We start from the raw sequence: 26104 nt of genomic DNA, 5'->3' as shown, positions 1-26104 counted from the left end.
GACATGTTTAGCATGTCCGGTAGGTTTTGGGTTCCGTCGGAACCCTGTATTATAGCGGGATAATAAATTTCATAAACCATGGAAAGGGGGTATCGGAATGGGAACATCAAAGGTGTACTTTGCCGATATGCGTTGTAAAGTCGGAGACAGTTTGCTGAACAAATTGGATAGATTGATCCAAAAGGCCGGTATTGAGCAAATTGATTTTAATCAGAAGTATGTGGCTATTAAGATCCACTTTGGAGAACCGGGAAATTTGGCCTTCCTCAGACCCAATTTTGCCAAGGTGGTAGCGGACAAAATCAAAACTCTTGGGGGCAAGCCTTTCCTGACAGATTGCAATACCCTCTATGTGGGACGGCGCAACAATGCCCTGGTCCACATGGACGCAGCCTTTGAGAACGGTTATTCGCCCTTATCCACGGGGGTACAGAACATCATTGCCGACGGGCTCAAGGGTACCGATGATGTGGAAGTTCCAATCCCCGGAGGGATCTACTGTAAGACCGCCAAGATAGGCCGGGCAATTATGGATGCGGATATTGTTGTCTCCCTGAATCACTTTAAGGGGCACGAGGGCGCCGGTTTCGGCGGGGCTCTGAAAAATATCGGTATGGGAAGCGGAAGCCGGGCGGGCAAGATGCTCATGCACAACGATGGCAAGCCCGAGGTTGACCAGAATGCGTGTACCGGCTGTAAGACCTGTACTAAATACTGTAATCAGAACGCCATTACTTTTGACAGCAACAAAAAGGCCCGGATCGATCATAATCTCTGCGTTGGCTGCGGACGCTGTATCGGGGTCTGTAATTTCCATGCCATTTCAAACGAAAGCGGTACCAGTAACGATACCCTCAACAGCAAGATCGCCGAATTCACCCAGGCGGTACTGCACGGGCGGCCCAATTTCCACATCAGTGTGGTAAACCAGGTGTCACCCTACTGCGATTGCCACGGGGAAAGCGATGCTGCGATTGTCCCGGATATCGGGATCTTCGCCAGCTTTGACCCCGTTGCCCTGGACCACGCCTGTATTGATGCGGTCAACTCCGCTCCGGCGATTCCCACCAGTATTCTTTCTGAACGGGAACATACGCATAAGGACAGCAACGGAAACGAGGATCACCTTAAGGATATCCATCCCACCACGGACTGGCGGGTCCAGATTGCCCATGCAGAAAAAATCGGCCTGGGCAGCGGGACTTACGAGCTGATCACTGTAAAATAGTTCTTTAGAAACTGTACGTCAGTACCGCTTTAACAAAATGGTTATCGCGGTACTGACCCAGTTCACCATCATCAGAGAAACCAAAAATACCGCCAAAAATGCCGCCGCTTAATTCAACGGATACATCGTTGTTAGTCCAGGCTATGGTTGGCATAATGAGGCAAGCCTCATCCTCAATGTCCCAAAGCCCTACGGCCTTGAGTTCAAGTTTATCCCGAAAAAGCTTTTTGGAAAGGATCAGGGTAAGCCTGGTGGCGGTCACATCCTTTCCATCCTCAGTATCAATGATCTTGGGGTCCTTCCCTATCTGATCCTGGAAGAGGAGTATACTCTCGGTAACTTGCAGGTTCACAATGACCCCCCCGATATCCCGGTCAAAGCCCAGGGACCAAGCCACGGAGGGATTGTAAATATCACCCCGGTCTCCATCAAGATCTTCAGTAATATTGGCCGCCGCCTCGGCCCGGACATTAAAGCCCGCGATAACCCGGGCAAAATCAATGCCGATCTGATGGTAGTCGTTATAACCAATAGATAAAATATCCTCGGGATCATAGCTGGCGAAATATCTGTCAAGCCTTATATCCATGGCGGGACGCGGAAGCCTGCCGTAGTAATACTGCACCCCAAAATCCGATGAACCTATGGTGGTGGTAAACCGGAGGCCAGCCTGGGCGTACTGCAAAGAGGATGTGTCTGTCTGATAGTAATCTTCCGGATCAACACCCTGTTGCCAAGCATCAAGGGAACCCGACATGCCGGCGAGTTGGGATGGTGTGATCAATGGGTTTTGACTCAAAGTTGCCTTCAATCCCGCAGCCAGGGAAGGAACCAATCCGGTAATCTGCGACGGAGCCCAACGTCCTTCCATGGCAAAACGATGGCCCTGAAAACCGGGGACAAAGACCCCTTCCAGTTTAGAGAAATTACCGATACCCCACGAAACATGTACCAGGGGCCGCCCAATTTTTACGTGTACGGGGTCGAATATTTCGGTAAGGTCGGAATAATCCAGGGGATTAACCACATCCAGGGGGCCGAAGCTATCGGCCCTACCCCAGGTAAGCTTCCTGATGCCACCCTCAATGTTCACCGGACCAAAGTAAGCCCGCACATAGGCTTCATCTATGGTCAATGGAGAAGCGGACGGGACCAGGTTCAGGTTGATCACCGCATCCGCAGCAGAACCGGAGGCAGAAAAATTAAGGATTCCTGAAAAAACATCCCCCAATTGGCCCTGCTTTATTTTATCCGCCGTTTCAAAATCATCGGTAAAGCCCAGGAGTTCCGCCGATACTTCACCACCTATCTTCACACCGGAAAGGACAGGAGAAGGCGCAGAGGATGCCCCACCGCCAAAGCCAAAACCCTCATCGGAACCGGTATCACCGCCAAAACCAAAATCGTCGTCAGAGCGGAGATACCACTTCCCCGGAAGGAGAACAAGGCTTAAAACCAAAAGCGAAAAAAGGAAACGTTTCATTAGGGCCTCCCGGTCTCCAGATATCTTGGGGTAAAAACCGATTCGGGGATAGCGCTGTCGTATTCCAGGCGATCCACATTAACCGTGGTGGAACTTCCCTCGGTCAGGGTGCTCATTTTGGTGACCATGGGGCTGAGTCTTCCCTGAACATCCTTGAGTTCCAGAATTTCCAAGGTCTTAACATGGGTCCCCCTTTTATCGTAAAGCTCAATCTTATAATTCACCGAATTAGCCTTGTCTATCCACTGAATCATTTTAGAATACTGGTAGGAACTGTCTTTGGGGGTGGACTCGATCACATAGCAGGGCTTATCCCGGTATTCTTCCTCCCGCAAAATCCGATGGATATCAAGGTCGGGACTGCGATTTGCAGAAGAAATATCGCTATAGGAAAGATCGGTTCCCACAAAGCTTCCGGAACCTTCCGAGGCGGCGATACGCCGCACCTTGGCCAGAGAAGGGAGAAAGATCCACTGATCATCGTTACCCCCGGTGTTTTCAATAGTAAGGAACCGGGTATTAATGATATTGGAAGGGTTGCTGGAATGTTTAAATTCCACCACCACCCGGTTTTCTCCCTTGGAACCATCCTTGGAATACTGGTCGATGATACGGTTACTGGTGGAACCGTCCTTGGCGCTTACCACCATCCGGGACCTGGTGGAAATGGTCGTTGCGCTGATGCGGTTCCGGGATTTGTCCACAATGGCGGCGGCATCGCCGGTTTGGGCGAAAACCGCGGCTGCGGTTCCGAGCAACATCACTGTAAAAATGATTTTAGTTCTTCTGTTCATTTTGTATAACTCCTTGAAACTTTATTAAAGATTCCCCTGTACAAATTTTGGTTTAAAGACAAGCAGCAATACGGGGATAACCGTAAGGCTCACAAAGGCGCTGGTACCCATGGTCAGGGCGATAAGGAGCCCCAAATCTTCCAGCATGACGAACTGGGAGAGGAGGAGCACCGCAAAGCCCAGGCCAACCGAAACGGCGTTTATCATAATCGCCTTGCCGGAGGAGGCAAAGGTCCGCCGTAAATAATCACCCTTGCCGCCGCTTGCCCGGTATTCCCGTTTATAGGCTTCGATGTAGTGGATGGTATAATCTATCCCTATGCCCACGGACACGCTGGCCACCATGGAGGTACCGATATTGAGTTTGATTCCCAAAAAGCCCATCACCGCAAAGTTAATCAGGATGGAAATGGTCAGGGGAACTATGCCGATAAGCCCCGCCGCCAAAGAACGATTGGATACCGCAATGATGAGGAGCACCAGAAAAAGTGATGTTACCACCGATATAAGCTGGGACTGGACCACCAGCCGGTTAAGGGAAGCCTCCACCAGGGCGCTCCCTCCCACGGTAACCTTAATGTCCTTGGGAAAATTGGCGCTGACATATTGTCTAATCTCCCGGATTACCCGGCCCGTATCCTCTTCCCCCATGGCGCGGAGCTGTATGGTGGTTTTAATCGCCGTCGGTTCCAGGGCATCGTTGGCGTAGGAATCGAGGTTACCCGAAAGGAGGATGAGATAATTGGACACCAACTGTTGGAGTTCTTCGGGCCGGGTTTTCCCGTACCGTTCGGGGATAAGCGGGATTTCGTAATAGGAGGCCCCGTTATAATTAAGCTGCTTTTGCAGTTCCCAAATAAGATCGTTGGCGTCCAGAGACCGGTTAAGGCCGGAACTTGCGGCCCCTTCCAGCAGGGCCAGAACTTCACCCATGGTGTAGACCCGGTCATTTGCCTCCGAAGCTGCGGCTGTCCAGGCATTGTCATCAACCTCATCACCACGGCTTTCGCCAAACCCGAAACCAAAATCGTCGTCGTTTCCTGCGGCTGCGCCAAAACCAAAGCCGTCCCCGGCATCCACCGGAGCCGCAGTACGGGGCTTAATACCGTCGGGACTTTCATCGGCGTTAAAGACCTGGTTGACCCGCTTGATCAGGTCCGTAAAACCCATGGCCTTACCCACCAGGGCTACCCTGGTTTGCAGATACTCGTTCAGGCTATCCATGGCGGACAGGCTGGCAGGGCTCAGCAGCGTTTCTGCGTTATCCGCTTCCATGACGATGCTTACCACCTTAGAGCCGCCGAATTTCTCCCGGATAAACCGGTCCGACCGGGATATGTCGGTGGTGTTTTTAAAGTACTCCACAAAAATATTATCGATAATCACCTTGGACACGCCATAAAGCGAGAGCAGTACTATTAGGGAAGTTATTATCATGACAGAGCGTTTTCTCTGCGCAATGCCCGTAAAGGCATCGGCGATAGCATTGCTTAATGGGTCCGCCAGTTCCGGCGCATCTCCCAGCCTTGGATTGACCAGGGCCCTCATGGGCTTTGGACCACGGATAAGGAACAGCGCAGGGATCAGGGTAAGCGCCACAATAAAGGAGGCGAGGACGCCGAAGGCGGAAAAGCAGCCGAACTCCCGAATGGGGAGCACCGATGTAAAAATGAAAGAGCCGAACCCCGCAAAGGTAGTTAACGCCGCCAGAAATACCGCCTTGCCTATCTTCCGCAGCAGGGCAAAGACCAGTTCCCGGTGCTCCTCTTTGGTAATTTCAGTCTTAAGCCCCATTTCATCTATGTAATGGGTTACCACGTGGATGCCGTAGGCGCTGCCCACCGCCACCAGGATCACCGGCAGCACCGTGGAGATCACCGAAAGCTGTACCCCAAAAAGGGGCATTGCCCCCATGGACCAGATCACGGCGATGAGTACCGTGAGCAGAGGCAGAACCACTGCGGTGATACGGCGGAAGGAAAAGAAAAGCACCAGGAGTACCACCACAATCACCAGGGGTATCATCAGTACCAGATCCGCCCGGACCGCCTCGTTGATGGTGGCGCTGATCACCGGAATCCCCGTGACATAGACATCCGCCATGCCGTCAAACATGTCCAGGGCTATGTCCCGGATTTGAATAAAACTGTCCACCACCTCAGGTTTTCCCGCATCCTCGCTGCTAATGTCCAGGGTAACCAGAATCTGGGTGGCGGTAAAATCGTCGGAGATCAGGGCCCGGCGGTACATATCCCAGGAGAGGAGCCGCCGCTTGAGTTCCGCCGTCTCTTCCGGGGTTCCGGAAAAATCACCGGGAATCAGTTTTTCCACCACAATGGCGTCCCCTTCCCCGGCGATGTAATCCGATGAAACCATAGAATTAATGGTTCCGATAATCTCAACATTCTTTTCTATTTTGTCGATATAGTCCCGGATACGTTGGATAAATTTTCCGTCAAACACGGTACCGTAGTTCCGCTCCAGCCCCACCAGTACAAAAGACGAACTGCCAAAAGTATCGTCAATATACTGGGAAGTTACCCGGGCCTCGTCGTTTTCGGGGACAAAGCGCATATTGTTGTTATCCAGCGCCGCCCGAGGGAGCTGGAATGCAAAAAAAACCGTAATGATTCCGATAACCACAACGATAAGCCAGGGGTGTTTAAACAATTTTGGTAAAAATTTCATTTCCTAATCCTTATTTTTATTAAACGTACTCAAGTCCGGCAGGACCAGACAAGAACGATCGATTTCTACCCGGGCTATTCCCCGGAGCATAATTTGAAAAACCGTTTTTAACTCATCAATAATAAGAGCGGATTTCCGGGCCGCCCTGGGCAGCTTGGCGGCGTTTTCCACCGCCTGGGAAAAAAGCGCAATGATGGTCTTTACCACCAGGCCGCTTTCGATATCCTTTTCAAAGGTCCCTTCGCTTATCCCCTGTTCGATCATTTTTTTTATCAGGTGATAAAACACATAGGAAGCGGTCCCGGCATTCTCCTCAAGGGAAATAAAAGAATCCGCGGGAGCCAAAAACTGCCGCATATTAAAGAGGATGAAAAGGTCCTCCGATTCCCCATACATCTCCAGGTAACTTAACCAGTACCGCTTGAGCGCCTCCAGACCCGAGATACCCCCCTCCAGCCGGGACTGCACGTATTCGCTGAACCTGGCTGCCGACTCTTCGCAGATTTCGCTAAAGAGCTCGTCCTTGCCGGAAAAATAGAGGTACAGCGTGCCCTTACTCAGCTCGGCCTGCTTGGCTATGTCCTCCATGCTTACCTTTTCCACCCCATATTCAAGGATAAGCTTCTTGGCGCAGCCCATGATTAAACTACGGCGTTCGGCCTTTTCCCGCCCCTTCCGTTCAAATATCCCCACGGAATCCCCTTTTTGATGACCGACGGTCAGTATATTTCCATCGGTTTGTATGCCACTACAAACATTAATAAGCCATTGGGGAAAAAATGTCAAGCATTTCCGGCAAAAAATTTTAACCGCTAAGGCGCAGGAGGTGAAAAAGGGAAAATGGGATAAAAAAGGCGTTTCCAGAATTTTTATCTGAAAACGCCGTTTATTAGCTTAGTATGCCGGTTTTACTTTGCAGACCCGACCCTGAAATAAGCTTTGACCTGCAGGGTAATGGAATGTTTGGCCATCAGGTTCTCTCCCCAAACCGGCACGGAATATGACAGCTTAAATTCCGTGGGCAGCGGCCAGGAAAGAAAGAAGAATGAAACATTGGGCTTTAGGGTAAGTATTTGCGTGGGGTCTCCACCAATGGCATCTAAAGCTTTCTCAAAGGCAGTTGCATATGCTGGTACTGGGATACCCGAAACGGAATAACTTTTCCCGGGGGTATATTTATAATTTATTGGAAGCCCGGCGGTAAAGATAATCGGCTTGGCCGGGGAGATGGTGGTAGTGAAGGCTGGTTCCAGTTCAAAGGTTAAATCATACCCGTAACTAACCTCTGCATCGGCATTTGCAAAACTTGCCTTATATCCCTCCAACGTCTTGTATTCTTTAAAACCGCTCTCTTCCAAGTCTTGCTTTATAGGATAGAACAAAAACTCACTGTATAGATCGATAAAGAAATTCTTGTTGATAAGATAGTCAAAATAAAGCCGGGCGCCGGCGCCGAGGACATGGTAATCCCCATTGGAGGCGGTTACATCATCCCCCTTGGTAGCGTTTTTAGCCTGCTCCTTAAAGTCCGGTCCAGGCAAAGGAATCTTAACCCCCGGCCCTACGGCAAAGCGGAGCTGAGAAGATTTTACCGGCGCATTTTCACCAATAATCTGTATCTTGCCCCCTACAAAAATATCCGCCAAGCCATTAGCATTGACATCGGATGTACCAACCGCAGCATCCACATCGGAGGCTATGGTCACGCCCGGCGCCCACTGAATTGCACCGGTTATCCAGTCAATAATCCCGTACTCCAGAGCGAAACCGAGGTTGAAGGCCGACTTCAGAGCACCCTCATCATCATCGTAGCTGTGATAACCACTTTCCTTCTTGCCAGTACTTGGGTTTGTCCAATCGTATACACCGGGGCCGAAGGCATAGGTGGGGGCTAGATAAAACCGGCCCAAACGGGCGGGCATTACCTTGGCATCATCCGCAAAAAGCGAAATAGAACCTAGCAATAGAATTAATAAGCCTAGAGATAGTGCTTTCTTCATTTTATACTCCTTTAAAAATCGGTTTTCGTAACAATTCATAAAATTATGTCATGTTTCCAAATGCTGATCAAGTCTACAAACATCCCAGAATGATATAAGCCGCCAGCAAATACAGAATTTCCCCGGTTTCCACCGCCGCGCCAAGGGCATCTCCGGTATAACCTCCCAGGGATTTTCCGTAAAGCCGCGCATAAAACAACGCCGTAAGGGGGCCAATGAATATCATCGGGAGAAACGACAGAAAAGCATCAGCGTCTAAAAAACCTGTATCGAAACTCAAGGGGATAAATAACCCGGCCAGATTTAGCAGGCCCCAGACAAGGAGTATCCAGAGTATCAAAGCGGTGATGATGCCCAAGACACAATGGATAGGCTTTGAGTCCCTGGTCAGCGCACCAAGACCGCCGGGGGTTGCCGGTTTAGTCATGCAGGGGATCAGGGATGCTGCGAATCTGCCGCAGAGGGGATAGGCCAGTATTACTGCGGGATACCGGAAGATAAACGGCGAAAGGGCGGAGAGGAGGGCAATTTTCAAGGAGAGTACAGAAAATCCCGCAAAGAACCCGTACACGCCGGTGCGGGAATCCTTTAAGATGGCCTGCCGCTTTTCCCGGTCCACGGTTCCTAAAAAAGCATCCGCAGTATCCATGAGCCCGTCCAGATGGAAAAGATTAAAACAAAGATACTGGGTTATAAGAACAATGATACCGGTAAGCAGGGGATTGTCCCAGAGGAAGGATAATCCTCCAAATAACAGAAATCCTACCAGGGCTGGGCAAATTCCCGTAACGGGAAGATAGAAATCCATCCGGGAAGGATCAAAGGTAAACTTGAGCTTAACCGGGATACGGGAAACCACACTGAAGGTTGAAAGGAAACGGTCGAACATCAGTATTTTTTTTCCGCCTTTTCGCTGTCCGAAACACGGCCCTGGGAGAAGGACGCCATCTCACGGGCTGCCCGGACTCCCAGCTCAACGATATGCCCGCCTATGACCGCGCCGGTACCTTCCCCCAGACGCATATCAAGGTTCACGATGGGGTCCAGTCCCATATGTTCCAGCAGCGGCTTGTGGCCGGCGACCTTGGAAAGATGCCCCGCAAAAAGCCAGTCACGAACCTTGGGGTTTATCATATACGCCATATAAGCCGCGGCGCTTACGGGGAATCCATCGAGGACACAGGCAATACCCTTGCCCTCAAGCCCCAGGATGAAACCGGCCATCATGGCAAAATCGAAGGAACCGAGCTTTTGAAGTATAGATCTCCCATCCTTGGGAGGATTTCTGCTTTTCACGGCGCCCTGTATGACCTGCAGCTTATGCTTCAACATTGCATCGTCAATACCGGTTCCCCGGTCTACCATGTCGTCGATATTAAAACCCGCGGCAACAAGCATGGCCGCCGCAGTACTGGTGTTTCCAATACCCAGGTCTCCGATGGCGGTCATATCCAGCCCCCGGTCCGCCGCATCCTGGGCCAGGGCTTTCCCCCGGGCCAGGGCCCTTTCGGTTTCCTCCGGGGCAAGGGCATCTTCCTTAAAACTATTTCTGCAGCCGCTGCCAATCCGCGCACGTACAAAGGAACACACCGGCTTTATTTCATTGTCCGGAGGAAAATCTTCCCCGATCACCCCTGCGTCCACCAGGGTGACATCCCATCCGGTTCCCCCCGCCAGGGCGTTTATCCCCGCTCCCCCCGCAAGGATATTGAGCACCATCTGCCGGGAAACCTCCTGGGGGTACAGGGACACCCCTTCTGCGGCAATGCCATGATCCCCCGCAAATACGTAGATTCCCTTTTTTTCAAGCTTGGGGGGAACCCGTCCCTGTATCTCCGCCATCTTAACGCAATAGGTCTCCAGCTTCCCCAGGCTACCCCGGGGTTTGGTAAGATCGTCCAAATGCGCTTCAATCGCAGCTTTAATGTTTTCCATATGTATACTTCCTAATTGAGTTTATCCCGGCAGCCGCTTCTTCCCAGGAAAAAACTTCCGCGTTTATGTTCCCGGTAAACTGCTTGAGAAGGGGGAACAACTCCCCAAACCATTTTTCCTCCGCCCGAACCGGCCGGTGATCCGCTAAGCGTCCGTCAATGGCTGCCTTTTCCCGATCAACGCCGTGGAGGTGTATCTCCCCGATACGATCCGAATGGTCCTTAAAAAATTCCGCCGGGCTTTTCCCGTCCATGAGCAGATGCCCCGTGTCCATACATATCCCCAAATATTCCAAATAGGGCAGCAGTGCTTCAAGTCTTCCGGCGTTGGTGTTCTCCGCAAGGAAACGATAGGGTGAGCCCTCCGCTCCGGCTTCAGGCGGATATTTTTTCGCCCAGCCATTGACCAGGGCTCCCTGGGCCGGGGCGTCTTCCGGTGGGCCTGGGTGAACAATAAAACTACGTACCATGGGATTAAGCCTGTTCACCAGTTCCTCGTGTTCCGGTAAAAGAGGGTCCGGCAGATGGGCGGTAAAAACAAAGCGGTCTGCAAATTGTTTTATCCCCTCCCATTCGGCATCCAGCTGATCCCGAATTTCATCGTCGTATATAAAAAACAGTAATTCTACACCCTGAATTTCACTCTTGCCTTCCAGGAATCGTAAATTTTCCAGATAGGTACCGGGGATAACCCAGGAAGGAACCAAAAGCCGGGCCTTGGGGAAGATACCTGCCATGGGTGGTTCCATCATTTTACCCTCAGGGGTATACCGGAAACCATGAGCTCCACCCGATCCGCAGCGGCGGCGATCCTTCGGTTGGCCTCCGCCAGGAGCAGATTGTAACGCCGGGTGGTTTCATCAAAGGGAACATTCCCCAGCCCCGTCTCGTTGGTAACAACGATACAATCCTTCATTTCACTAATCGAAGATTCCAGGAGCCGGGGAAAATCGTCCTCCCGCTTATAGTATATGATGTTGTTTACCCACAGAGCTAAGCAGTCCACCAGCGCCCGTTGTCCCGCGGCGGCAATCGCCTTATCCAGTTCCAGGGGTTCTTCGATGGTGGTAAACCCAAGGTTCACCCGCTCTGCCCGGTGGCGCTTTATACGGAGTTTCATCTCATCGTCCAGGGCTTCCGCGGTGGCAATAAAGGAAACCGGCGACTCCGGCGACACCTGCCATTCCTGTACGGCTATGTCCAGAGCTCGCCGGGACTTCCCCGATTTAATTCCCCCGGTGATAAGTATGATCATGCTTCCCCCGTCGGAGTGTTACGCCAGTTTTCCAAGGATTCCAGCATGAACTTGCGGATATCCATATCATAAATAGCGTTTAAGGTTTCTCCGTTCAAAACCTGTTTCGGGCGGCCGTAGGACACCAGTCTTCCATTATGCATAATTGCGGCATTGTCCCCATAATAGTGGACCAGGTTCAGATCGTGCAAAACTCCGATGACCGTTTTATTATTATCCTTTGCCCAGCGTAAGAGATATTGCAGTAATTCTACCTGATGCTTCAGATCCAGGTGATTGGTTGGCTCATCCAACAGGATGATATCAGGATTCTGCGCCAGGGTCCGGGCTAAAAACACCCGCTGCAGCTGACCGCCGGAAAGCTCATTTATCATCCGGTCCTTCTCGCCAAAAATTCCTAGCCGGACAAGAATATCCGCAATTATGTCCTTATCCTCCACAGAAAGGCTTTTCAGAAAACCTTCCGTATGGGCGTAACGCCCCAGGGAGACCGTATCATAAACACTGTAGGGAAAATAAATTTCCGAACTCTGCCCCATGAGGGCTATTTTTTTTGCAAGGCTCTTTCTGTTGAAAGAGGACAGTTCGCGCTTATCAACAATGATGTTCCCCCGGTACGCAAGGATACGGGCAATAGATTTTAACAGGGTACTCTTACCGCAGCCGTTAGGACCCAGGATGCAGAGAAATTCCCCGTTCTCCACCCTTAGGTTGATATCGTGTATAACATCGACCCCATCGTATCCGCTGTTCAGATTTTTTATTTCCAGCATACTCGGCGCCTACCTTTTCCTAAAATACACCCAGGCAAAGAAGGGAGCGCCGATGAGCGCCGTTATGGCGCCCACGGGTAATTCCGACGGGGAAATAATGGTCCTGGCAATGAGGTCGGTTGCCACCATCAGGGAACCGCCTAAAATAAAAGACATGGGTATCACATGGCGATGGTTTGACCCCACAATTTTCCGCGCCATGTGGGGGGCGATAAGGTCTACAAAGCCGATGGTTCCGCTTAAGGAAACCGCCGCTCCGGTGAGTATGGTGGAAAATACAAACAGCCATCTCCGCACTTTTTCTGTTTCCACTCCAACGGACTTTGCCTGATCATCCCCAAAGGTGAGGATATCCATTTCCTTAGTGTAGCGGATAATGCCAAGGGTTCCAATTATGAAGAAGGGAAGCATAACCCGGACATAGGACCAGCCTTTGAGGGAGAAACTTCCCATCTGCCAGGTTATGAGACTTTTTAATTCTTCCCGGTACAGGGCCATGAGGGTAGTGAGCAGGGCGTTTACAAACAAAGTAAAAACCATACCAAAGAGAATGATAGTATTGTTCGACATGGTCTTATCCAATTTTGCGGAAAAGGAGATAACGATATAAACCGTAAACAGACCGAAAAGGAACCCCGCCACCGGCATGGTTAACCCGCCCACCAGGGGTATCGCAAACCCGGTGAGCATAACCAGGGCAGCTCCCAAAGACGCGCCGGAGGAAACGCCCAGTATGAAGGGAGAGGCCAACTGGTTTTTCAGGATCGACTGGACCACGGCGCCGCTCATGGCCAGGGAACCGCCTACAATAAAGGCGAGCAGAACCCGGGGCAGGCGCAAAAGCCAGACTATGGATACATCCCGGGGATCGATGCCCTCCGTAAAAGATAGGGGCAGAATTTTTTCGGCAATGATCCGCAGGGTATCGTATATGCGGATATTAGAACTCCCGAAGGAAGCTCCGGCGCATACTATTACAAGGGCGAGGACGGAACCGATGAGTATCTTTCTAGAATTCTTCATACCTATCCGGATACACCGCCTTTGCCATCTGTTTTAACGCCAACAGTATACGCGCCGAGGGCCTTGATGAAGAGTTGTTATCCACCCGGTAAACCGCATTGTTCTTTACCGCGGTGATATGCACAAACCCTTCCCGGTTTTTTATTTCCTCTACAGGATTATACCGTTCCTGAATATTGGTAATTATAACATCGGGATTCCGGTCCAGTATAGCCTCCGCACTGGGAAAGATCACCCCTATCTGATCAGCAAATATATTAACCGCCCCGATGATGGTCATCATTTCATGCAAATACGTATTATGCCCGATGGACACGAGATCCGGCGCCGGGGATATTTCAAAATAAACCGCTTTTTTGTTTTCTATGGTTCTCCCTATGGCAGCTATTTCCTCAACCTGCGCTTTAAAAGACCGTACCAGCTCTTTCCCCCTATCCTGCACATTCAGCATATCCGCCATAAATTCAATATCCTGACATATACCCTCTATATCGGGACTTAGCGGCATATACACCACGGGGATACCCGCCTCCCGGATCAGCTTAAAGGGATCATCCCCGGCACCCAGATTATTATGCCCATTGGAAATTATGATATCAGGGCTGATACCGATTATAGCCTCCGCATCGGGGAAGAAAAAATCTATCTGGGGAAGATCCTGATTAACCCCCTCCACATCCAGGGAATACTTATCTATGGCAACCAGTTTATCCGCCAAACCCAGGTCCGCGATTATTTCCGTACTGGAAGGAGCGGTGGATATGATCTTGTTGATCTGAGCGGAGATGGATACGGTATTCCCGCCCCGGTCTATCAGGAGCCGGGCGGTTTTTTGGCCACAGCCTGATAGTAATAATACTGCTAAAAAGCCAAGGCAAAGATGCTTAGTCATGAGGTTTCTCCCGGTTCGATTCAAAATTTACACGCATACCCAGGGTTACGGAGATGCCCGGCATAGGGTAATCTGCAAAGGATTCATAGTGGGTATTAAGTATATTTCGCAAGGACGTAAAAATAGTAATAGTATTATTCAACCTTTGATTTATAGTCATATTAAGTAAAAAATAGGGGTCCAGTTTGATAATATTCTTAACTTCCGCAAAACGGGCGTCTTCAAAACGACCGGAAATAAGTACATTCCCTGTTTTCCAGGGTATATCCAGAGAAATGCTGACGATGTGCATGGGCATATACGGAATCCGTATCCCATCGGAGAATTTCAAATCCCCGTTCAGGAGCCGGCTTATTTGCAATTGATATGAAAGGGATATGCCGATCTTTTCAATAGGCCCCAAGGATACCGGAATGTTCAGTTTCACACCGGTATCCCACCCCAGGAAAGCTCCCACACCGATGTTCTCCGGCCGCCAGGAACCTGCAGCATTGGACCAGTGGATGGACTCCTCAGTCCATTCTCCGTAAAGGGTACTGTCCAGGCTGAACCAATCCTTTAAACGGAATTCCGCAGTCAAATCGGCGCCAATACCGTCTTCCGGTTTCAGATCCGGATTTCCCATGAACCCTGCCTGAACCCAGTACAGATCGTCAAAGTCGGGGAATTTAAAACTACGGAAATAATTATTCTTCAAGGTAAAAAAATCCGCAGCCTTCCAGGAAAAACCGATTTTAGGAACCGGCACTATCTGTTTACCGTTAGTTGCGCCTTTAATAGATGTGGCGATTAGAAAAACCCGGTTGAGTTGATATTCTCCGGCAAGATAGAGGCCGCCCCTATGGTCAAGGTGTGTGCCGTCGTTGGTGGAATCAATGTATATGAAACTATAATCGCCGCCCAGCCGCAGGACAAGCGCTTCAAAGGGATACCAGTTCCAGCGGTTTGTTGCGCTAATAACATGTTCATCGTGGAAGGAAGATTCCGTACCGGGATCATAGTCCAGGGTCCCCCAATTGTGCCCAAGGCTTGTTTCCATGGTAAGATCATCCCGAAATATCCGGGGCATATCCAACAGAATCTTTTGCCGGGTTGAAAAATCAATCTCCTTGGCGTGCTCCGAGGTATATCCCGATGCGGGGATATTCTTATCTCCATAATAAACATCGCCGGAGAGGATTAATTTTGAAAGATCCGCCAGATCCCGTATATAGGATGCTGATGCGCCGGTATCCCAAACTTCATTTCCCTGTTTATGCCTGGCGTACCCGTAATTATCCTGATACAGGAAGTGGTTTCCCGCAAGATTACCAAAAAGATTTCCCCGCAGGGAATATTTTTCCGCTCCGTATCCGCCGGCAATATGTATATTCTGGGTATCCGCGAGATCCTTCCATTGGGGATCCACAACGCCGCCGTATTGTCCATTGTAACGTCCCGGTAAAACAGAGGTATTGGAAATACCTCCGCTAATATTCCATCCGGGTTTTTGTTTTTTTACCGTAATAATATTGATAACTCCGCCCAGTGCGCCGGAGACATTGTATTTTGTATCGGAGCCGCCGTAAGTAACCTCTATCCGTTCTATGGAATTAATGTCCACCGTATTAAAATCAAATTCGCCGGAGCGGATGGAATTGACCGGGACGCCGTCTACAAGCACGGCGAGCCGTTCCGTATCAAAACCCCGCATGTTTACATCGGCGCCGCTTCCGTAGGCGCCGTACCGGGTTACGCCCATTCCCAGCAGATCCTCTAACAGGGTGGGCAGATCCGCCGCATTGGCCTTTTCTATGTCCTCCCTGGCGAGGGTCTTCATCTGTTGGGTGGTCTCCGGGGTTCCCACAATAGTAAGCCCCTCGTCTTCCATGACAGGGAAATCTTCATCGAAAAAATCTTCCTCAAGGGACGAGTCTTGGGCATAGAGGGGGAAAAGTGAGAAACACCCTAAAAGGATGGCAAGGAATAACGCACCGTTACTGTTTTTCATAGGGCTGCACAATACTCCAATTTACATATTTTCCCATCTGCATACGGGTAAATTTCCCAACCGCTTCATCCAGGGTTTTTACATCCGGGCAGTTATTGTCGGGAAGAATGGTGCTATTAGCCATCTGCATCGTATTGGCGGTCAAATTCCGGTAATAAATTGCAAAAAAATCATTCCCGTTATATCCGTCATAGGCCGGGCGGATGGTATACTCAATGATGATTACCCCGGAGGATCTATCGAAATTTGAAATAAACCGAATTGTCCCGGCATACCCGAATGTCCCGTCGCCGGCTTCATCATGGTAGATTATCTCAGTATCGGTAATCGTGTAAGAATCCGAGGGATTACCGTAGGAAAAATAAACCCATTCCCCCTGAAGCTGAAAGGGCAGCCCTCCGGGAATATTAATATCACTACCGCCGACTGTTCCGTAGATATCACAGCCGGATAGCGCCAGGAAAGCTGCAAAGAGAAGGGGGAATAATTTTACTGATCCTGACAATTTCATCATTCCGCCTTGCAGACTACCCTGAAACCGACATAGCCATCCTTGTAATCCGGCTCGGACCCCCAGCGGTAGCTTACACAGGATAAGGTGGAGTTGGAACCAACGCCGCCGCCATTAAAGGGTTTTTGATTTCCGCCATTTTTGCCGTTTACTATTTGATTATGTGCCGCCCCGGTTGGAGGAGTATCGGCGGTGACATCCACGGTGTAAAACATCCAGTCCCAGCCCCATTCCTGAACATTACCGGAGAGATCGTAAATACCAAGCCGGTTCGCTGTTTTTGTTCCTACCGTCTTCGTTTCAAAGGCGGCGTTTCCGTGCCACCATGCTACATCTTCAATATTGTTGCTGCCCGCATACAGATACATCCAATCCGCTGCCCCCGGATTCCCTCCCCGGGCGGCAAATTCCCGTTCAACCTCGGTAGGGAGGCGGTAACCGTTTTTGGTCAAATCCATTACCGCATTGTCACAGGCTGTCCCATTGGTAGTTCGGGAATCCTTGAGAACACTACCGCCATCCCAGTACACCGGCTGCTTGCCGGTCATTTCGCTGTAGGCATTGCACCAGACGATAGCATCACGCCAACTGATGTTTACCACCGGTTTATTTTTGTTAGACTCCGCAGGGTTGCCTTTAGTATTTTGAAAAGAATAACCGTTTCCTAGCGCCCATTGCTGAACGGTATACCATAGTTCCTGGGTGGTTTCGTATTTTGCCATGAAAAAAGAATCGAAAGAAACGGTACGGCCCTCTACAAAGACGCCTCTTCGCAGCGATACTGCCCCCGGGTTATTATAGGCAGGATTATTGGGAACCGTAACGGTGAATGCATAGAAGCCGCTGCCTGATACGGTTCCGCCAGGGATATAGGAGAAATTTGCCGGGACTGCGGGGGGCGCCTCGGGTTTTTCCCAGGATCCTTCGCTGAAGACGCTGGTGTTTCCCCCGGATACCGCTTTAAGCCAAAAATAATAGGTTGTACCGTTAGACAAACCGCTGACGACCGTTCCGCTTCCGGTAAACGAACCGTGTTGAACGGCGGCGGCGGGGTTATTTGAAGTACTGCTATACAGGATATATGAATCTACCCCGCTTTCTACGGCCCAGCTTACCGAGATGGTCCCATCCCCCCTGACTAAGGAAGGACAGGGGCCGGCTAAATTCGGGGTCCCCGAAACCATAGGGCTAAAGCCACTTGTACCGTTGCTGTTTTTTGTCCTGACCCAGATATTATAGAGCGTGCCATTAACTAAACCGGTAAGAGTTGCCGCCGGAACCGTTACCGATTGCAGAGGAGTACCCGGAACCGATGCCGTTTCACTAAGATAAACCTCGTAGGCATCGGCTTCGAGGACCGCCTCCCAGTTCAGGGTGAGCCACTGGTTCCCCGCAGTAACCGAGGGCGCAGCCGGCGCTACGGGGGGAGGAAGAGGACCCGGCTCCGGGTCTGTGGGGCCGGGGCAAGCGATGAAGAGTAGGGCAAAGAGGAACCATACCATACCATACGAGACTGCTGAACAAAACTTTGTAAATCGGTACTTCATGATTCCTCTTTTACCTCATACTCTTTAAAAGCTATTGTTTTATATAGTCAAAAAATCCATCAGAATCAAATTGAACATTGTTTGCCGGATTGTTTTTTGCCGCTTTTGCAGCTTCCAGTGTGTCGTATGGATCCGAAGGGTTCATGAATGTGATAGCATTACCCTCCCACTCAGCCCATGCAACAGCAAAGTATTTCTCAAGTGTGACTAGATCACTTGCAAGGCTCTTGATATACAAAATCCCCGAAGCATTGCCGGTTGAGGTATGATCCACAATATCACCCTTTAAGCTCAGCATATCATCATCATCCGCGCCCTTATCGTACACACCGTCATAGTCCTCCCCGTCCATGAATTCGATATAGGAAGTGCCATCGATAACTACATACATATCATAATCCTCATAGTACCACTTCCCTTTCAAATCTCCCAGAGTGGTAGCCGATGCGGCATGAAAATAATAGTCGCCATAGTAACCGAAATATTCCTTTTCCACAGTATACTCGTTGATTGCTTCTGCCAATGTCGGAAGGCCGTTGTTTATGGGGTCCGTATAGTCAGCGCTGGATGCAGAACTCTGTTTCACCGCAAAGGAAGACGCGTTTTTATAGGCCACCGCATAGTAATGACCCACCGTCTTAAACCAGGAACCGGCATCGGTAATTTTTATTATGATCCTTCCATCGGTACTGTTATCCTCAATAACCTTAACGATGGTTCCCGCAAAACTTACTGACAGGGCGCTGTCGTCATACTGGTAATAGGTTTTTGTGGCATTATCTATTTCAAAGCCATCGGCGGTAAAATTATAGGAATAACTTGTAAGTTCCGATTGATGGTACGCAAGAATATTTGGGGGAATAGTCAGAACAGCCGCCGTCCCGCTCGCCATAGGACTAGCGACCGAAGTGATGGAATCAACCTTCGCCTTGACCCACACATTATAGGTACCATTGGCGGTAAGTGTAATGTCTGCAAATGTATTGGTTACGGTTTGGTCGGCAGTACCAGGCTGAGTAGTAGTGCTATCATAATACACATCGTAACTTGTAGCTCCGGCAACGGCAGTCCAAGTTACCGCCAGTATTTTATCCCCAGCAAATACCTCGACATTCGTCGGGGCGGGCAGAGCTGCCGTCCCGCTGGCCTTGGGACTAAAGCCCGAACCACCGGCGGAATTCAAGGCCTTAAGCCACACATTGTACGTAGTACCGTTAGTAAGACCGGTTATGGTATGGGTAAGGGCCGGCGCATTGATAGTTGTAGCAGTAGCAGGCGGAGTCTCGCCATCACTTGCGGGGGCATAATACACCTCATAGCTCACCGCATTGGCAACGGCGATCCAGGAAACCTCAAGGGATTGATTTGCGGGAGTTACCGTGGGAGCCGCCGGAGCAGCAGGGGGAACAACCGACGCTACCGGCGTTGCAGTTGCCTTGGGACTAAAGCCCGAAGTTCCGGCGGCATTCTTTGCCTTAAGCCACACATTATAGGCGTTACCGTTTGTAAGACCGGTTATGGTATGGGTAAGAGCCGGCGCATTGATAGTTGTGGCGGCAGTTGTGGGCGGAGTATCGCCGTCGCCGGCGGAGGCATAATACACTAGGTATTGTTCCGCCTCGACCACCTCGGCCCAATCTACCTTAATCTGGGTATCCTGGGCTGTTAATCCTGGCGCGGCCGGTTCCTGCGGCGCCCGGGGACCCGGACTGCTTCCGGGGCATCCGGTAAAAAATAACGCGGTGACGAGTAACGCCGAGACAAACAACGCCGCTCCCGAGAAGAAAGACCTTCTTTTAAACATGGGTTTACTCCTTTCCGAAGAAAAGGAGCCTGGGAGCGGAAACGGACTTTAATCCGCTGAACCTTTGGTTCGCCGTCCCCTGCAGAAGAAATGCCGGATTAGTAATTCGGCATTTTTCTCATGGCTCTATCCTCGAAGCCCGAAAAATTGTTGTATATCAAAGTTTCCTGGCTTATGGGCTGTTCTCCATCGGTCTTCCCAGGCGGACTCTTTAGTCTATGCCCAGTGACCGTCTATGATGGATCTTCCCAATCACAGTTACGGGTTAGCGGGGGATTCTCCGAATCACTTACGATCCGGCCCCTCTTCCTTTGAAATATACATGCAAAGTATACGGTTTGAGTCGGGTATTTGTCAAGTTAACGGACAGTTCTTTTCATTTTCATAGAATCCGACTATTATTGTAAATGATGGACAAACGACCCGTACGATTTTTCAATACCACCGGCCCCTGCAGGCCCGAGATGCACTACATGCTCCCCCCGGAGGAGCGTCTCGGCGGCGCCCAACTACACCGGTATATCCGGGATCAGCTCTATTGGGTGCTTCATGCCCCCCGACAAACCGGGAAAACGACCTTTCTACAAAGTTGGGCCAGGGATATTAACGTTGCTAGCAACAACGGTGATAGCGATAGGGCTATTGCCTGCTATGTAAGCGTGGAGCGTTGTCAGGGGGTTACTGAGACAGAAAAGGCAATGCCGGGGATTTGTGAAGCTATCCAGGAATACGCCTCTTCGTCGGATTTGCCGGTTCCGGAAATATCAACCATTGATACCAATAGCATATTGAGCAATATATTACGGAACTGGTCTGCATTGGTCGCTCCCAAACCGCTGGTGGTCCTTTTTGACGAGGTTGATGTTTTACAGGGCAAACCCTTAATCAGCTTTCTTCGTCAACTACGGGGAGGCTTTGCCATCCGGGGGGTGGGGCAATTCCCCGCATCCATTGCCCTGGTGGGTATGCGGGACCTGAAGGACTATATTACCGCCGCCAAGGACGGTGTGGCCCCTAACCCCGGCTCTCCCTTCAATATCAAAGAAGATTCCGCAACCCTATCCAATTTTCAAAAGGACGATGTGAATCGCCTCTTTGCCCAGCGCACACAAGAAACCGGCCAGCAGATCACACAGGATGCCCTGGACTATGTTTACGAGCAGTCCAAAGGCCAGCCTTGGATAGTCAATTCCCTGTTCAAACGGGCTACCATGCGGATATTGGACGAGGACAGCGCCGAGACGGTAACCATTGAGCATATCCAGGAAGCCCGCAAGCAGATGATTGAGGCCCGGGAAACCCACCTGGATGCCCTGGCCTACCGGCTGGAGGACCCCGCTATACGCAGTGTTATGGAAACCTTGATAACCGGCGAGCCGGATACCCGTTTAGCTGCCGGGGAACCCTTCCGGCTCTGTCTGGATTTAGGCTTGGTAACCATTGAAAGAGGCAGCCCTGTCGTGGCTAACCCCATCTACCGGGAAGTGATTGCCCGGCAGATAACCTTTGCCACTCAAATGGCTATCCCCGAACCTGAGTGGAAATGGCAAAAAAGTGATGGAACCTTGGATATGGAAAACTTGCTTCGGGAATTCCAAGATTTTTGGCGGAATAATTCTGAAATATGGGAACAGCAAGCGGATTACCCGGAAGCCTTCCCCCACCTGCTCCTCATGGCCTTCCTCCAGCGGGTTACCAATGGGCATGGCCGAATTGAACGGGAATATGCCGCAGGCCGGGGCAGGATGGATCTGGCGGTGGAGTTTAACGGCTCCTGGGATATTATAGAAGTCAAATTGCTCCGGCAAAACAGAACCTTTGAGATGGTACAGGCCGAAGGAAAGAAGCAGATCCTCCGGTACCGTGACAACTTTGCTCCCACACCGGGGAAGCGTGCCCTCCGTTCCAGCGATGGCGGGGCGGCGGACTGTTATCTGGTGATCTTCGACCGCCGTTCCGGAAAACTCCCCTGGAGCGAGCGGCTTAAATGGATACAGGATGAAGAAATCACCGTGGTGGGGTGTTAGCCGAAAACACCGGGTTTTGACATAAACTAACTAGTTTATTATACTAGTTTATAGGAGCCTATATGACCATTGGAACATTTGACGCCAAAACCCATTTATCCGAAATGCTTGATGAAATTCAAAAAGGGAAGGACTATGTCATCACCAAACGCGGGATTCCCATTGCAAAGCTAATCCCCTTTTCAGAAGATAAAAAACCGCGTCGGGAAGTAACCCGGGAATTAGGGGAAATCCGAAAAAGGACTGCCGGTGAATCCTTTGATATCCGCGAAGCGATAGAAGAAGGCAGACCGTGAATTATATTTTAGACTGCTCCTTCATTATTCCGCTAATACTTGCCGAAGACAATTCCGATGCGGTTGAAACTGAATTTAATAAAATTTCAGAATCCGATAACATCTATGTGCCGCAATTATTTTGGTACGAAATAGCAAATGTAATGAAAAAAGCAATCCGGAAAAACCGTATTACCAATCTTGATGCTATAAAAGGCAATGACCATAACCTTAGCGCGGCCTGCAAAAAGGCCGGCATTAAAACTATTTTTTAAGCTTCGCCGGAAATACCAGTAATTCATTCAGCCCTTCAAACACCTCTTCCAGATCCCAGAGGCGCAGGACCGCATCATCATCCAAGGGGGTCCTCATATCATTGACGATAACCAGCTTGCCGCCACGCTGCAGGGTAGTCCGGGGAATGGCGGCGGCGGGCAGTACCGTAAGGCTGGACCCCAGGATAAGCATCAGGTCCGCCTCCTGGGCTTCCCCTTCCGCTTCCCGACGCGCTTCCATTGGAAGGCTTTCACCGTAAAAAGTGATAGACGGCTTCAGGACCCTGTCGCACTTGGGGCAGCGGGGCAGTTGCCCGGCCTTTACTAGGGCGGCAACTTCCGCATAGTCCACCCGGATACCGGCGCAACGGAGGCAGTAGTGCATACGGGGGGAACCGTGCACTTCGATTACCCTTTGGCTCAGCGCCTTCTGGTGGAGCATGTCGATGTTCTGGGTTATCACCGCTTTAAGACGGCCCCGTCGTTCCAGTTCGGCTAGGCAGGTGTGCACGATGGAAGGTTCCTTCTCATGAACCGTATAAACCATGGGGCCGGCATTTGTATAAAAATAAGCGGGGTCCCTTTCAAATTCATCAATATCGAAAACTTTTTCCATGGACAGTCCAGACAGATATAGTGCAAGAACTTCCGGGGGGTACTTGTCAATAAATTCCCGGGGCAATCCCGCGGTATACAGGCCGTTCTTGCCCCGGAAATCAGGGATACCGGAAAGGGTACTTATTCCTGCGCCGGTCAGGGCCACGCAGTGACGGGCTTCGGTAATCAGGGCAAACAGTTCGGCTATTTCATCCTTCATCATTCCCGTTTCCCCAGATACCGTTCCTCCTCACTGAAAATACACCCGCAGTATTTCTGCATATAGAAACCCCGCTCCCGGGCCTGCTTCTGGCCTTCCCGGAAACCGGGGCGGAAATCCCGGTAAAAAAACTGCACACCGTACTTCTCCGCCATCCCTTCAGCGACTTCCCGAATGAGATCGTGTTTTTGATAGGGGCTGATAAGCAGGGTTGTGGAAAAACAATCGTAGCCATGGGCTGCCGCATAGGCTGCGGTTTTGTCCAGCCTGAGACGGTAACAATAAGCGCAACGAGAGCCGTCGCCGCTTTCCCCAAAGCTCCCATTAAGGCCGGCTATAAAAGAACGCAGGCCGTAATCATCTTCCATGAGGAGCTGCAGTTCCGAGTCGGCGGCAAACTGAACCAGGGTATCCCGGCGGGCCTGGTACTCCGTATAGGGGTGGATGTTGGGGTTGTACCAGAACAGGTCCGGGCGTATGTCTTCGGCACGGAGGGCCTCCACGCATTGGACGGAGCAGGGGGCGCAGCAGGTATGGAGGAGAAGCTTCATGGGGGTATGGACCATTATAACTTCTATTCTTAATCTTTTGCCGTAGGATACTCATTACATAAAAGCCTAAAAGCCGGTTCGTCTTCTTCTATTTTAGGAAATCGACCGAAAGGTTTTAAGAAAAAATTATCCGTATTATCGTCATTACACAGACTTACTTCTCCGGCCAAAACAGATCCGGTACCGGGCTCGATCGTAAGTTCATGGTAAACTTCTTTTTCAAATGATACACTTTCTCCGGGCGTTAATCGTATTTTTGAACCGGCCTTCATATAACGGCTATATCCGTCTGTTTTGACTAATACATCCGTATCGGCCAATTTATTATCTGCCGTTTTATTGTATAATTGTACCAACAGGTTCCCCCCACCCCGATTAATAATGTCCTCCATCTTTACCCAATGAAAGTGCATTGGCGATAATTGATTAGCTCCTAGAATAAAAATTTTTTCCGCGTATTGTTTTGGATATTTTTTGGGTAGTTTTTGATTGCCATTCCGGATAGTTACGAGGATTAATCCTAAAGTATCAAAGTGTCCTTCGCCATAATCGGTTACATCCCAACCTAACATATTGTCACGAATTTCATCATATTCATGACCCTTATGCTGCCATTCTTCGGGACTCCATGCCGTAAATGGCGGGAGTTTAAATCCTAATTTTTCGACAAATGCAGCTGCTTCTCTTAATTTTTGGTTTATCTCTGAACGTTTCATATCATTCCTCCTACATACTTAAATAGCGTTCTATATCTTTCCTCACCGGGAGTGAACTGACAGCTCCTTTTTTCTGAACACAAAGTCCGCCTGCAACATTACCAAATCGCATTGCATCAGAAATAATAGTTTTATTCAACTTTTCCGGTTTATCGACTCCGTCCAAAATCAACTTTGAAAGAAAGCCACCCCAAAAAGCATCTCCCGCTCCGGTGGTATCAACGACAATGTCACCCCAGGGCGGTGAAAACAAACAATCTGAATTCCAAAAACATTTAGCCCCCTTGGCGCCCAAAGTCTCTACTACCAGGGTAATATGATAATCCCGCATCAGGCAGGATATGTTAGATTCCCCGCCAACCATCGCCGCTTCTTCTTCAGAAATTTTTAGCAAATCTACATAAGGAAGAATTTCAAAAAGTTTAGCCTCTGCGTTCTGTATATTGTTGTCCCATATAAGGTTCCGATAATTTACATCGAAACTGATAAGTTTCCCCTTGTTATGCCCTTGTTTCAGTACAAACGGGACGGTACTGGCTATCGGCTCTTTTGACAGTGAACAAGAACCGGCATGAATAATGGTACTGTTCTCAATATCCATGATAAGGATATCCGATTGCTCCAAAAACATATCCGCACCGGGTTTACGGGCAAAGGTAAATGAACGCTCTCCGTTTTTATCAAGTGTTACAAATGCCATCGTAGTAATTGCTTTATTGGTCAATTCATTACAGAGAATTTTAACGTTATTCTCCCGTAAAGTTGCAGTCAAAAAAAGTCCGAAATCGTCATCCCCCACCCTGCCGCAGAAACCGGCGGAGAGACCATTCCGGGCAACTGCTATAGCAACATTCGCCGGAGCGCCTCCCGCATTCCGAATATAACTCCCCGGTTCTGTTCCCGGAATAAAATCAATGACCATCTCTCCAATACTGAATAAATCCATACCTTTTACCTATTCCAGATTGGCATGCCGGCTAAACATGGTATCTGAATCTCCCCCGCGTTTTTCCATAAGCCGCAGAATAACCGCATCAAGTGTAAGTAAAAGGCTTTGTTCAAACAAAGAACCCATAGGCTGAATTGATTTAAACCCCGTATCAGTATTTATCTTTGGTGTCGGCGCCGGTATTTTTACAATCACATCTGCAAGTTTACCGATAGTGGATTCAGCAAAAATGCTCACTAACGCGATGGTACTGCCTATCTTTTTTGCCTTTTGTGCCATGGATACCAGACTTCCTGTTTCTCCCGAACCGGAACCAATAACCAAAATATCGCCTACCCCTATATTAGGCGTTATAGTTTCACCAACCATATAGGATTCAAAACCCATGTGCATAAGCCGCATAACAAAAGCTTTGACCATAAACCCGCTTCGTCCCGCTCCGGCGGCAAAAATCCTTTTTGAGGATAAAATCACGTCGGTCAATCTTTCTCCGCTTTCAGCATCAATTTGTAAAACAGTTCGCTCTAATTCTTTAGCTATCGCAACCGCATATTCGGTATTGTTCATCGTGC

The 26104-nt window shown here is 49.9% G+C and carries 25 protein-coding genes and 1 riboswitch; of the genes, 4 read left to right on the top strand and 21 right to left on the bottom strand.

The features are described 5' to 3' along the window. Positions 1–97 precede the first annotated feature (97 nt). The gene (locus LQZ19_RS03915; RefSeq protein WP_411046345.1) at positions 98–1228 is read left to right on the top strand and encodes a DUF362 domain-containing protein; all 1131 of its coding nucleotides are present in this window, start codon (positions 98–100) and stop codon (positions 1226–1228) included. Positions 1229–1232: 4 nt separating this feature from the next. Here the strand turns inward: LQZ19_RS03915 and LQZ19_RS03910 are convergent, their stop codons facing one another. The 16 genes from LQZ19_RS03910 to LQZ19_RS03835 all read right to left on the bottom strand — a co-directional run bounded on the left by LQZ19_RS03910 (position 1233) and on the right by LQZ19_RS03835 (position 19922). Beyond that, positions 1233–2711, bottom strand: coding sequence for a hypothetical protein (locus tag LQZ19_RS03910; protein ID WP_411046344.1), 1479 nt, complete (start codon positions 2709–2711; stop codon positions 1233–1235). Continuing rightward, the gene (locus tag LQZ19_RS03905; RefSeq protein WP_411046343.1) at positions 2711–3505 is read right to left on the bottom strand and encodes an outer membrane lipoprotein-sorting protein; all 795 of its coding nucleotides are present in this window, start codon (positions 3503–3505) and stop codon (positions 2711–2713) included. Before LQZ19_RS03905 ends, LQZ19_RS03910 begins: the two co-directional genes overlap by 1 nt. A 24-nt stretch (positions 3506–3529) precedes the next feature. Further along, positions 3530–6193, bottom strand: coding sequence for an efflux RND transporter permease subunit (locus LQZ19_RS03900; RefSeq protein WP_411046342.1), 2664 nt, complete (start codon positions 6191–6193; stop codon positions 3530–3532). Positions 6194–6196: 3 nt separating this feature from the next. Next, on the bottom strand, positions 6197–6886 hold the full coding sequence (locus LQZ19_RS03895; RefSeq protein WP_411046341.1) for a TetR/AcrR family transcriptional regulator: 690 nt from the start codon (positions 6884–6886) through the stop codon (positions 6197–6199). A 215-nt stretch (positions 6887–7101) separates the two neighbouring features. After that, a complete protein-coding gene (locus LQZ19_RS03890) occupies positions 7102–8193 on the bottom strand; it encodes a hypothetical protein (RefSeq protein WP_411046340.1) in 1092 nt (363 codons plus the stop codon). A gap of 73 nt (positions 8194–8266) precedes the next feature. Further along, a complete protein-coding gene (locus LQZ19_RS03885; protein ID WP_411046339.1) occupies positions 8267–9082 on the bottom strand; it encodes an adenosylcobinamide-GDP ribazoletransferase in 816 nt (271 codons plus the stop codon). After that, entirely contained in the window at positions 9082–10128 is a 1047-nt protein-coding gene (cobT, locus tag LQZ19_RS03880) for a nicotinate-nucleotide--dimethylbenzimidazole phosphoribosyltransferase (protein WP_411046338.1), read from the bottom strand. The genes LQZ19_RS03885 and cobT overlap by 1 nt, the downstream gene beginning before the upstream one ends. Beyond that, positions 10115–10879: a cobamide remodeling phosphodiesterase CbiR gene (gene cbiR, locus LQZ19_RS03875; protein ID WP_411046337.1), complete on the bottom strand. Its 765-nt coding sequence runs from the start codon at positions 10877–10879 to the stop codon at positions 10115–10117. Before cbiR ends, cobT begins: the two co-directional genes overlap by 14 nt. Then, positions 10876–11382: a bifunctional adenosylcobinamide kinase/adenosylcobinamide-phosphate guanylyltransferase gene (locus LQZ19_RS03870; RefSeq protein WP_411046336.1), complete on the bottom strand. Its 507-nt coding sequence runs from the start codon at positions 11380–11382 to the stop codon at positions 10876–10878. Before LQZ19_RS03870 ends, cbiR begins: the two co-directional genes overlap by 4 nt. Then, complete coding sequence (locus tag LQZ19_RS03865) at positions 11379–12155, bottom strand: ABC transporter ATP-binding protein (protein WP_411046335.1); 777 nt, start codon at positions 12153–12155, stop codon at positions 11379–11381. Before LQZ19_RS03865 ends, LQZ19_RS03870 begins: the two co-directional genes overlap by 4 nt. 9 nt (positions 12156–12164) lie before the next feature. Further along, positions 12165–13178, bottom strand: coding sequence for a FecCD family ABC transporter permease (locus LQZ19_RS03860; protein ID WP_411046334.1), 1014 nt, complete (start codon positions 13176–13178; stop codon positions 12165–12167). Then, positions 13165–14070, bottom strand: coding sequence for an ABC transporter substrate-binding protein (locus LQZ19_RS03855; RefSeq protein WP_411046333.1), 906 nt, complete (start codon positions 14068–14070; stop codon positions 13165–13167). The genes LQZ19_RS03860 and LQZ19_RS03855 overlap by 14 nt, the downstream gene beginning before the upstream one ends. Next, positions 14063–16060, bottom strand: coding sequence for a TonB-dependent receptor plug domain-containing protein (locus LQZ19_RS03850; protein WP_411046332.1), 1998 nt, complete (start codon positions 16058–16060; stop codon positions 14063–14065). Before LQZ19_RS03850 ends, LQZ19_RS03855 begins: the two co-directional genes overlap by 8 nt. Further along, the gene (locus LQZ19_RS03845) at positions 16047–16574 is read right to left on the bottom strand and encodes a hypothetical protein (RefSeq protein WP_411046331.1); all 528 of its coding nucleotides are present in this window, start codon (positions 16572–16574) and stop codon (positions 16047–16049) included. Before LQZ19_RS03845 ends, LQZ19_RS03850 begins: the two co-directional genes overlap by 14 nt. Next, on the bottom strand, positions 16571–18118 hold the full coding sequence (locus LQZ19_RS03840) for an SUMF1/EgtB/PvdO family nonheme iron enzyme (RefSeq protein ID WP_411046330.1): 1548 nt from the start codon (positions 18116–18118) through the stop codon (positions 16571–16573). The genes LQZ19_RS03845 and LQZ19_RS03840 overlap by 4 nt, the downstream gene beginning before the upstream one ends. Before the next feature lie 31 nt (positions 18119–18149). Then, positions 18150–19922, bottom strand: a complete 1773-nt coding sequence (locus LQZ19_RS03835) for a fibronectin type III domain-containing protein (RefSeq protein WP_411046329.1) — start codon at positions 19920–19922, stop codon at positions 18150–18152. A 139-nt stretch (positions 19923–20061) separates the two neighbouring features. Next, a riboswitch (cobalamin riboswitch) is annotated at positions 20062–20258 on the bottom strand. 71 nt (positions 20259–20329) lie between these two features. On the opposite strand from LQZ19_RS03835, the gene LQZ19_RS03830 reads away from it, so the two are divergent. From LQZ19_RS03830 to LQZ19_RS03820, 3 genes are all read left to right on the top strand, one after another. Next, positions 20330–21949, top strand: coding sequence for an ATP-binding protein (locus LQZ19_RS03830; RefSeq protein WP_411046328.1), 1620 nt, complete (start codon positions 20330–20332; stop codon positions 21947–21949). Between the two features lie 62 nt (positions 21950–22011). Next, positions 22012–22245 carry a type II toxin-antitoxin system Phd/YefM family antitoxin gene (locus LQZ19_RS03825; RefSeq protein WP_411046327.1) on the top strand — a complete coding sequence of 78 codons (234 nt, stop codon included), beginning with the start codon at positions 22012–22014 and terminating at the stop codon, positions 22243–22245. Further along, complete coding sequence (locus LQZ19_RS03820) at positions 22242–22499, top strand: type II toxin-antitoxin system VapC family toxin (RefSeq protein ID WP_411046326.1); 258 nt, start codon at positions 22242–22244, stop codon at positions 22497–22499. The genes LQZ19_RS03825 and LQZ19_RS03820 overlap by 4 nt, the downstream gene beginning before the upstream one ends. On the opposite strand, the gene LQZ19_RS03815 is transcribed toward LQZ19_RS03820, so the two are convergent. Genes LQZ19_RS03815 through hxlB form a run of 5 tightly spaced genes read right to left on the bottom strand, consistent with a single transcriptional unit; the run spans position 22489 to position 26099 of the window. Further along, positions 22489–23319 carry a Sir2 family NAD-dependent protein deacetylase gene (locus LQZ19_RS03815; RefSeq protein WP_411046325.1) on the bottom strand — a complete coding sequence of 277 codons (831 nt, stop codon included), beginning with the start codon at positions 23317–23319 and terminating at the stop codon, positions 22489–22491. The two genes, LQZ19_RS03820 and LQZ19_RS03815, sit on opposite strands and share 11 nt — an antisense overlap. Further along, positions 23316–23867, bottom strand: coding sequence for an epoxyqueuosine reductase QueH (locus LQZ19_RS03810; RefSeq protein ID WP_411046324.1), 552 nt, complete (start codon positions 23865–23867; stop codon positions 23316–23318). The genes LQZ19_RS03815 and LQZ19_RS03810 overlap by 4 nt, the downstream gene beginning before the upstream one ends. Positions 23868–23896: 29 nt before the next feature. After that, positions 23897–24583 carry a D-lyxose/D-mannose family sugar isomerase gene (locus LQZ19_RS03805; RefSeq protein ID WP_411046323.1) on the bottom strand — a complete coding sequence of 229 codons (687 nt, stop codon included), beginning with the start codon at positions 24581–24583 and terminating at the stop codon, positions 23897–23899. Between the two features lie 10 nt (positions 24584–24593). Beyond that, entirely contained in the window at positions 24594–25529 is a 936-nt protein-coding gene (locus tag LQZ19_RS03800) for a carbohydrate kinase family protein (protein ID WP_411046322.1), read from the bottom strand. Positions 25530–25538: 9 nt separating this feature from the next. After that, entirely contained in the window at positions 25539–26099 is a 561-nt protein-coding gene (hxlB, locus tag LQZ19_RS03795) for a 6-phospho-3-hexuloisomerase (protein WP_411046321.1), read from the bottom strand. Positions 26100–26104: the final 5 nt, after the last annotated feature.

It is taken from the genome of Treponema primitia (assembly GCF_046533075.1).
Classification (GTDB): Bacteria; Spirochaetota; Spirochaetia; order Treponematales; family Breznakiellaceae; genus Termitinema; species Termitinema primitia_B.
This window is presented reverse-complemented; position numbering and strand designations above follow the sequence as displayed.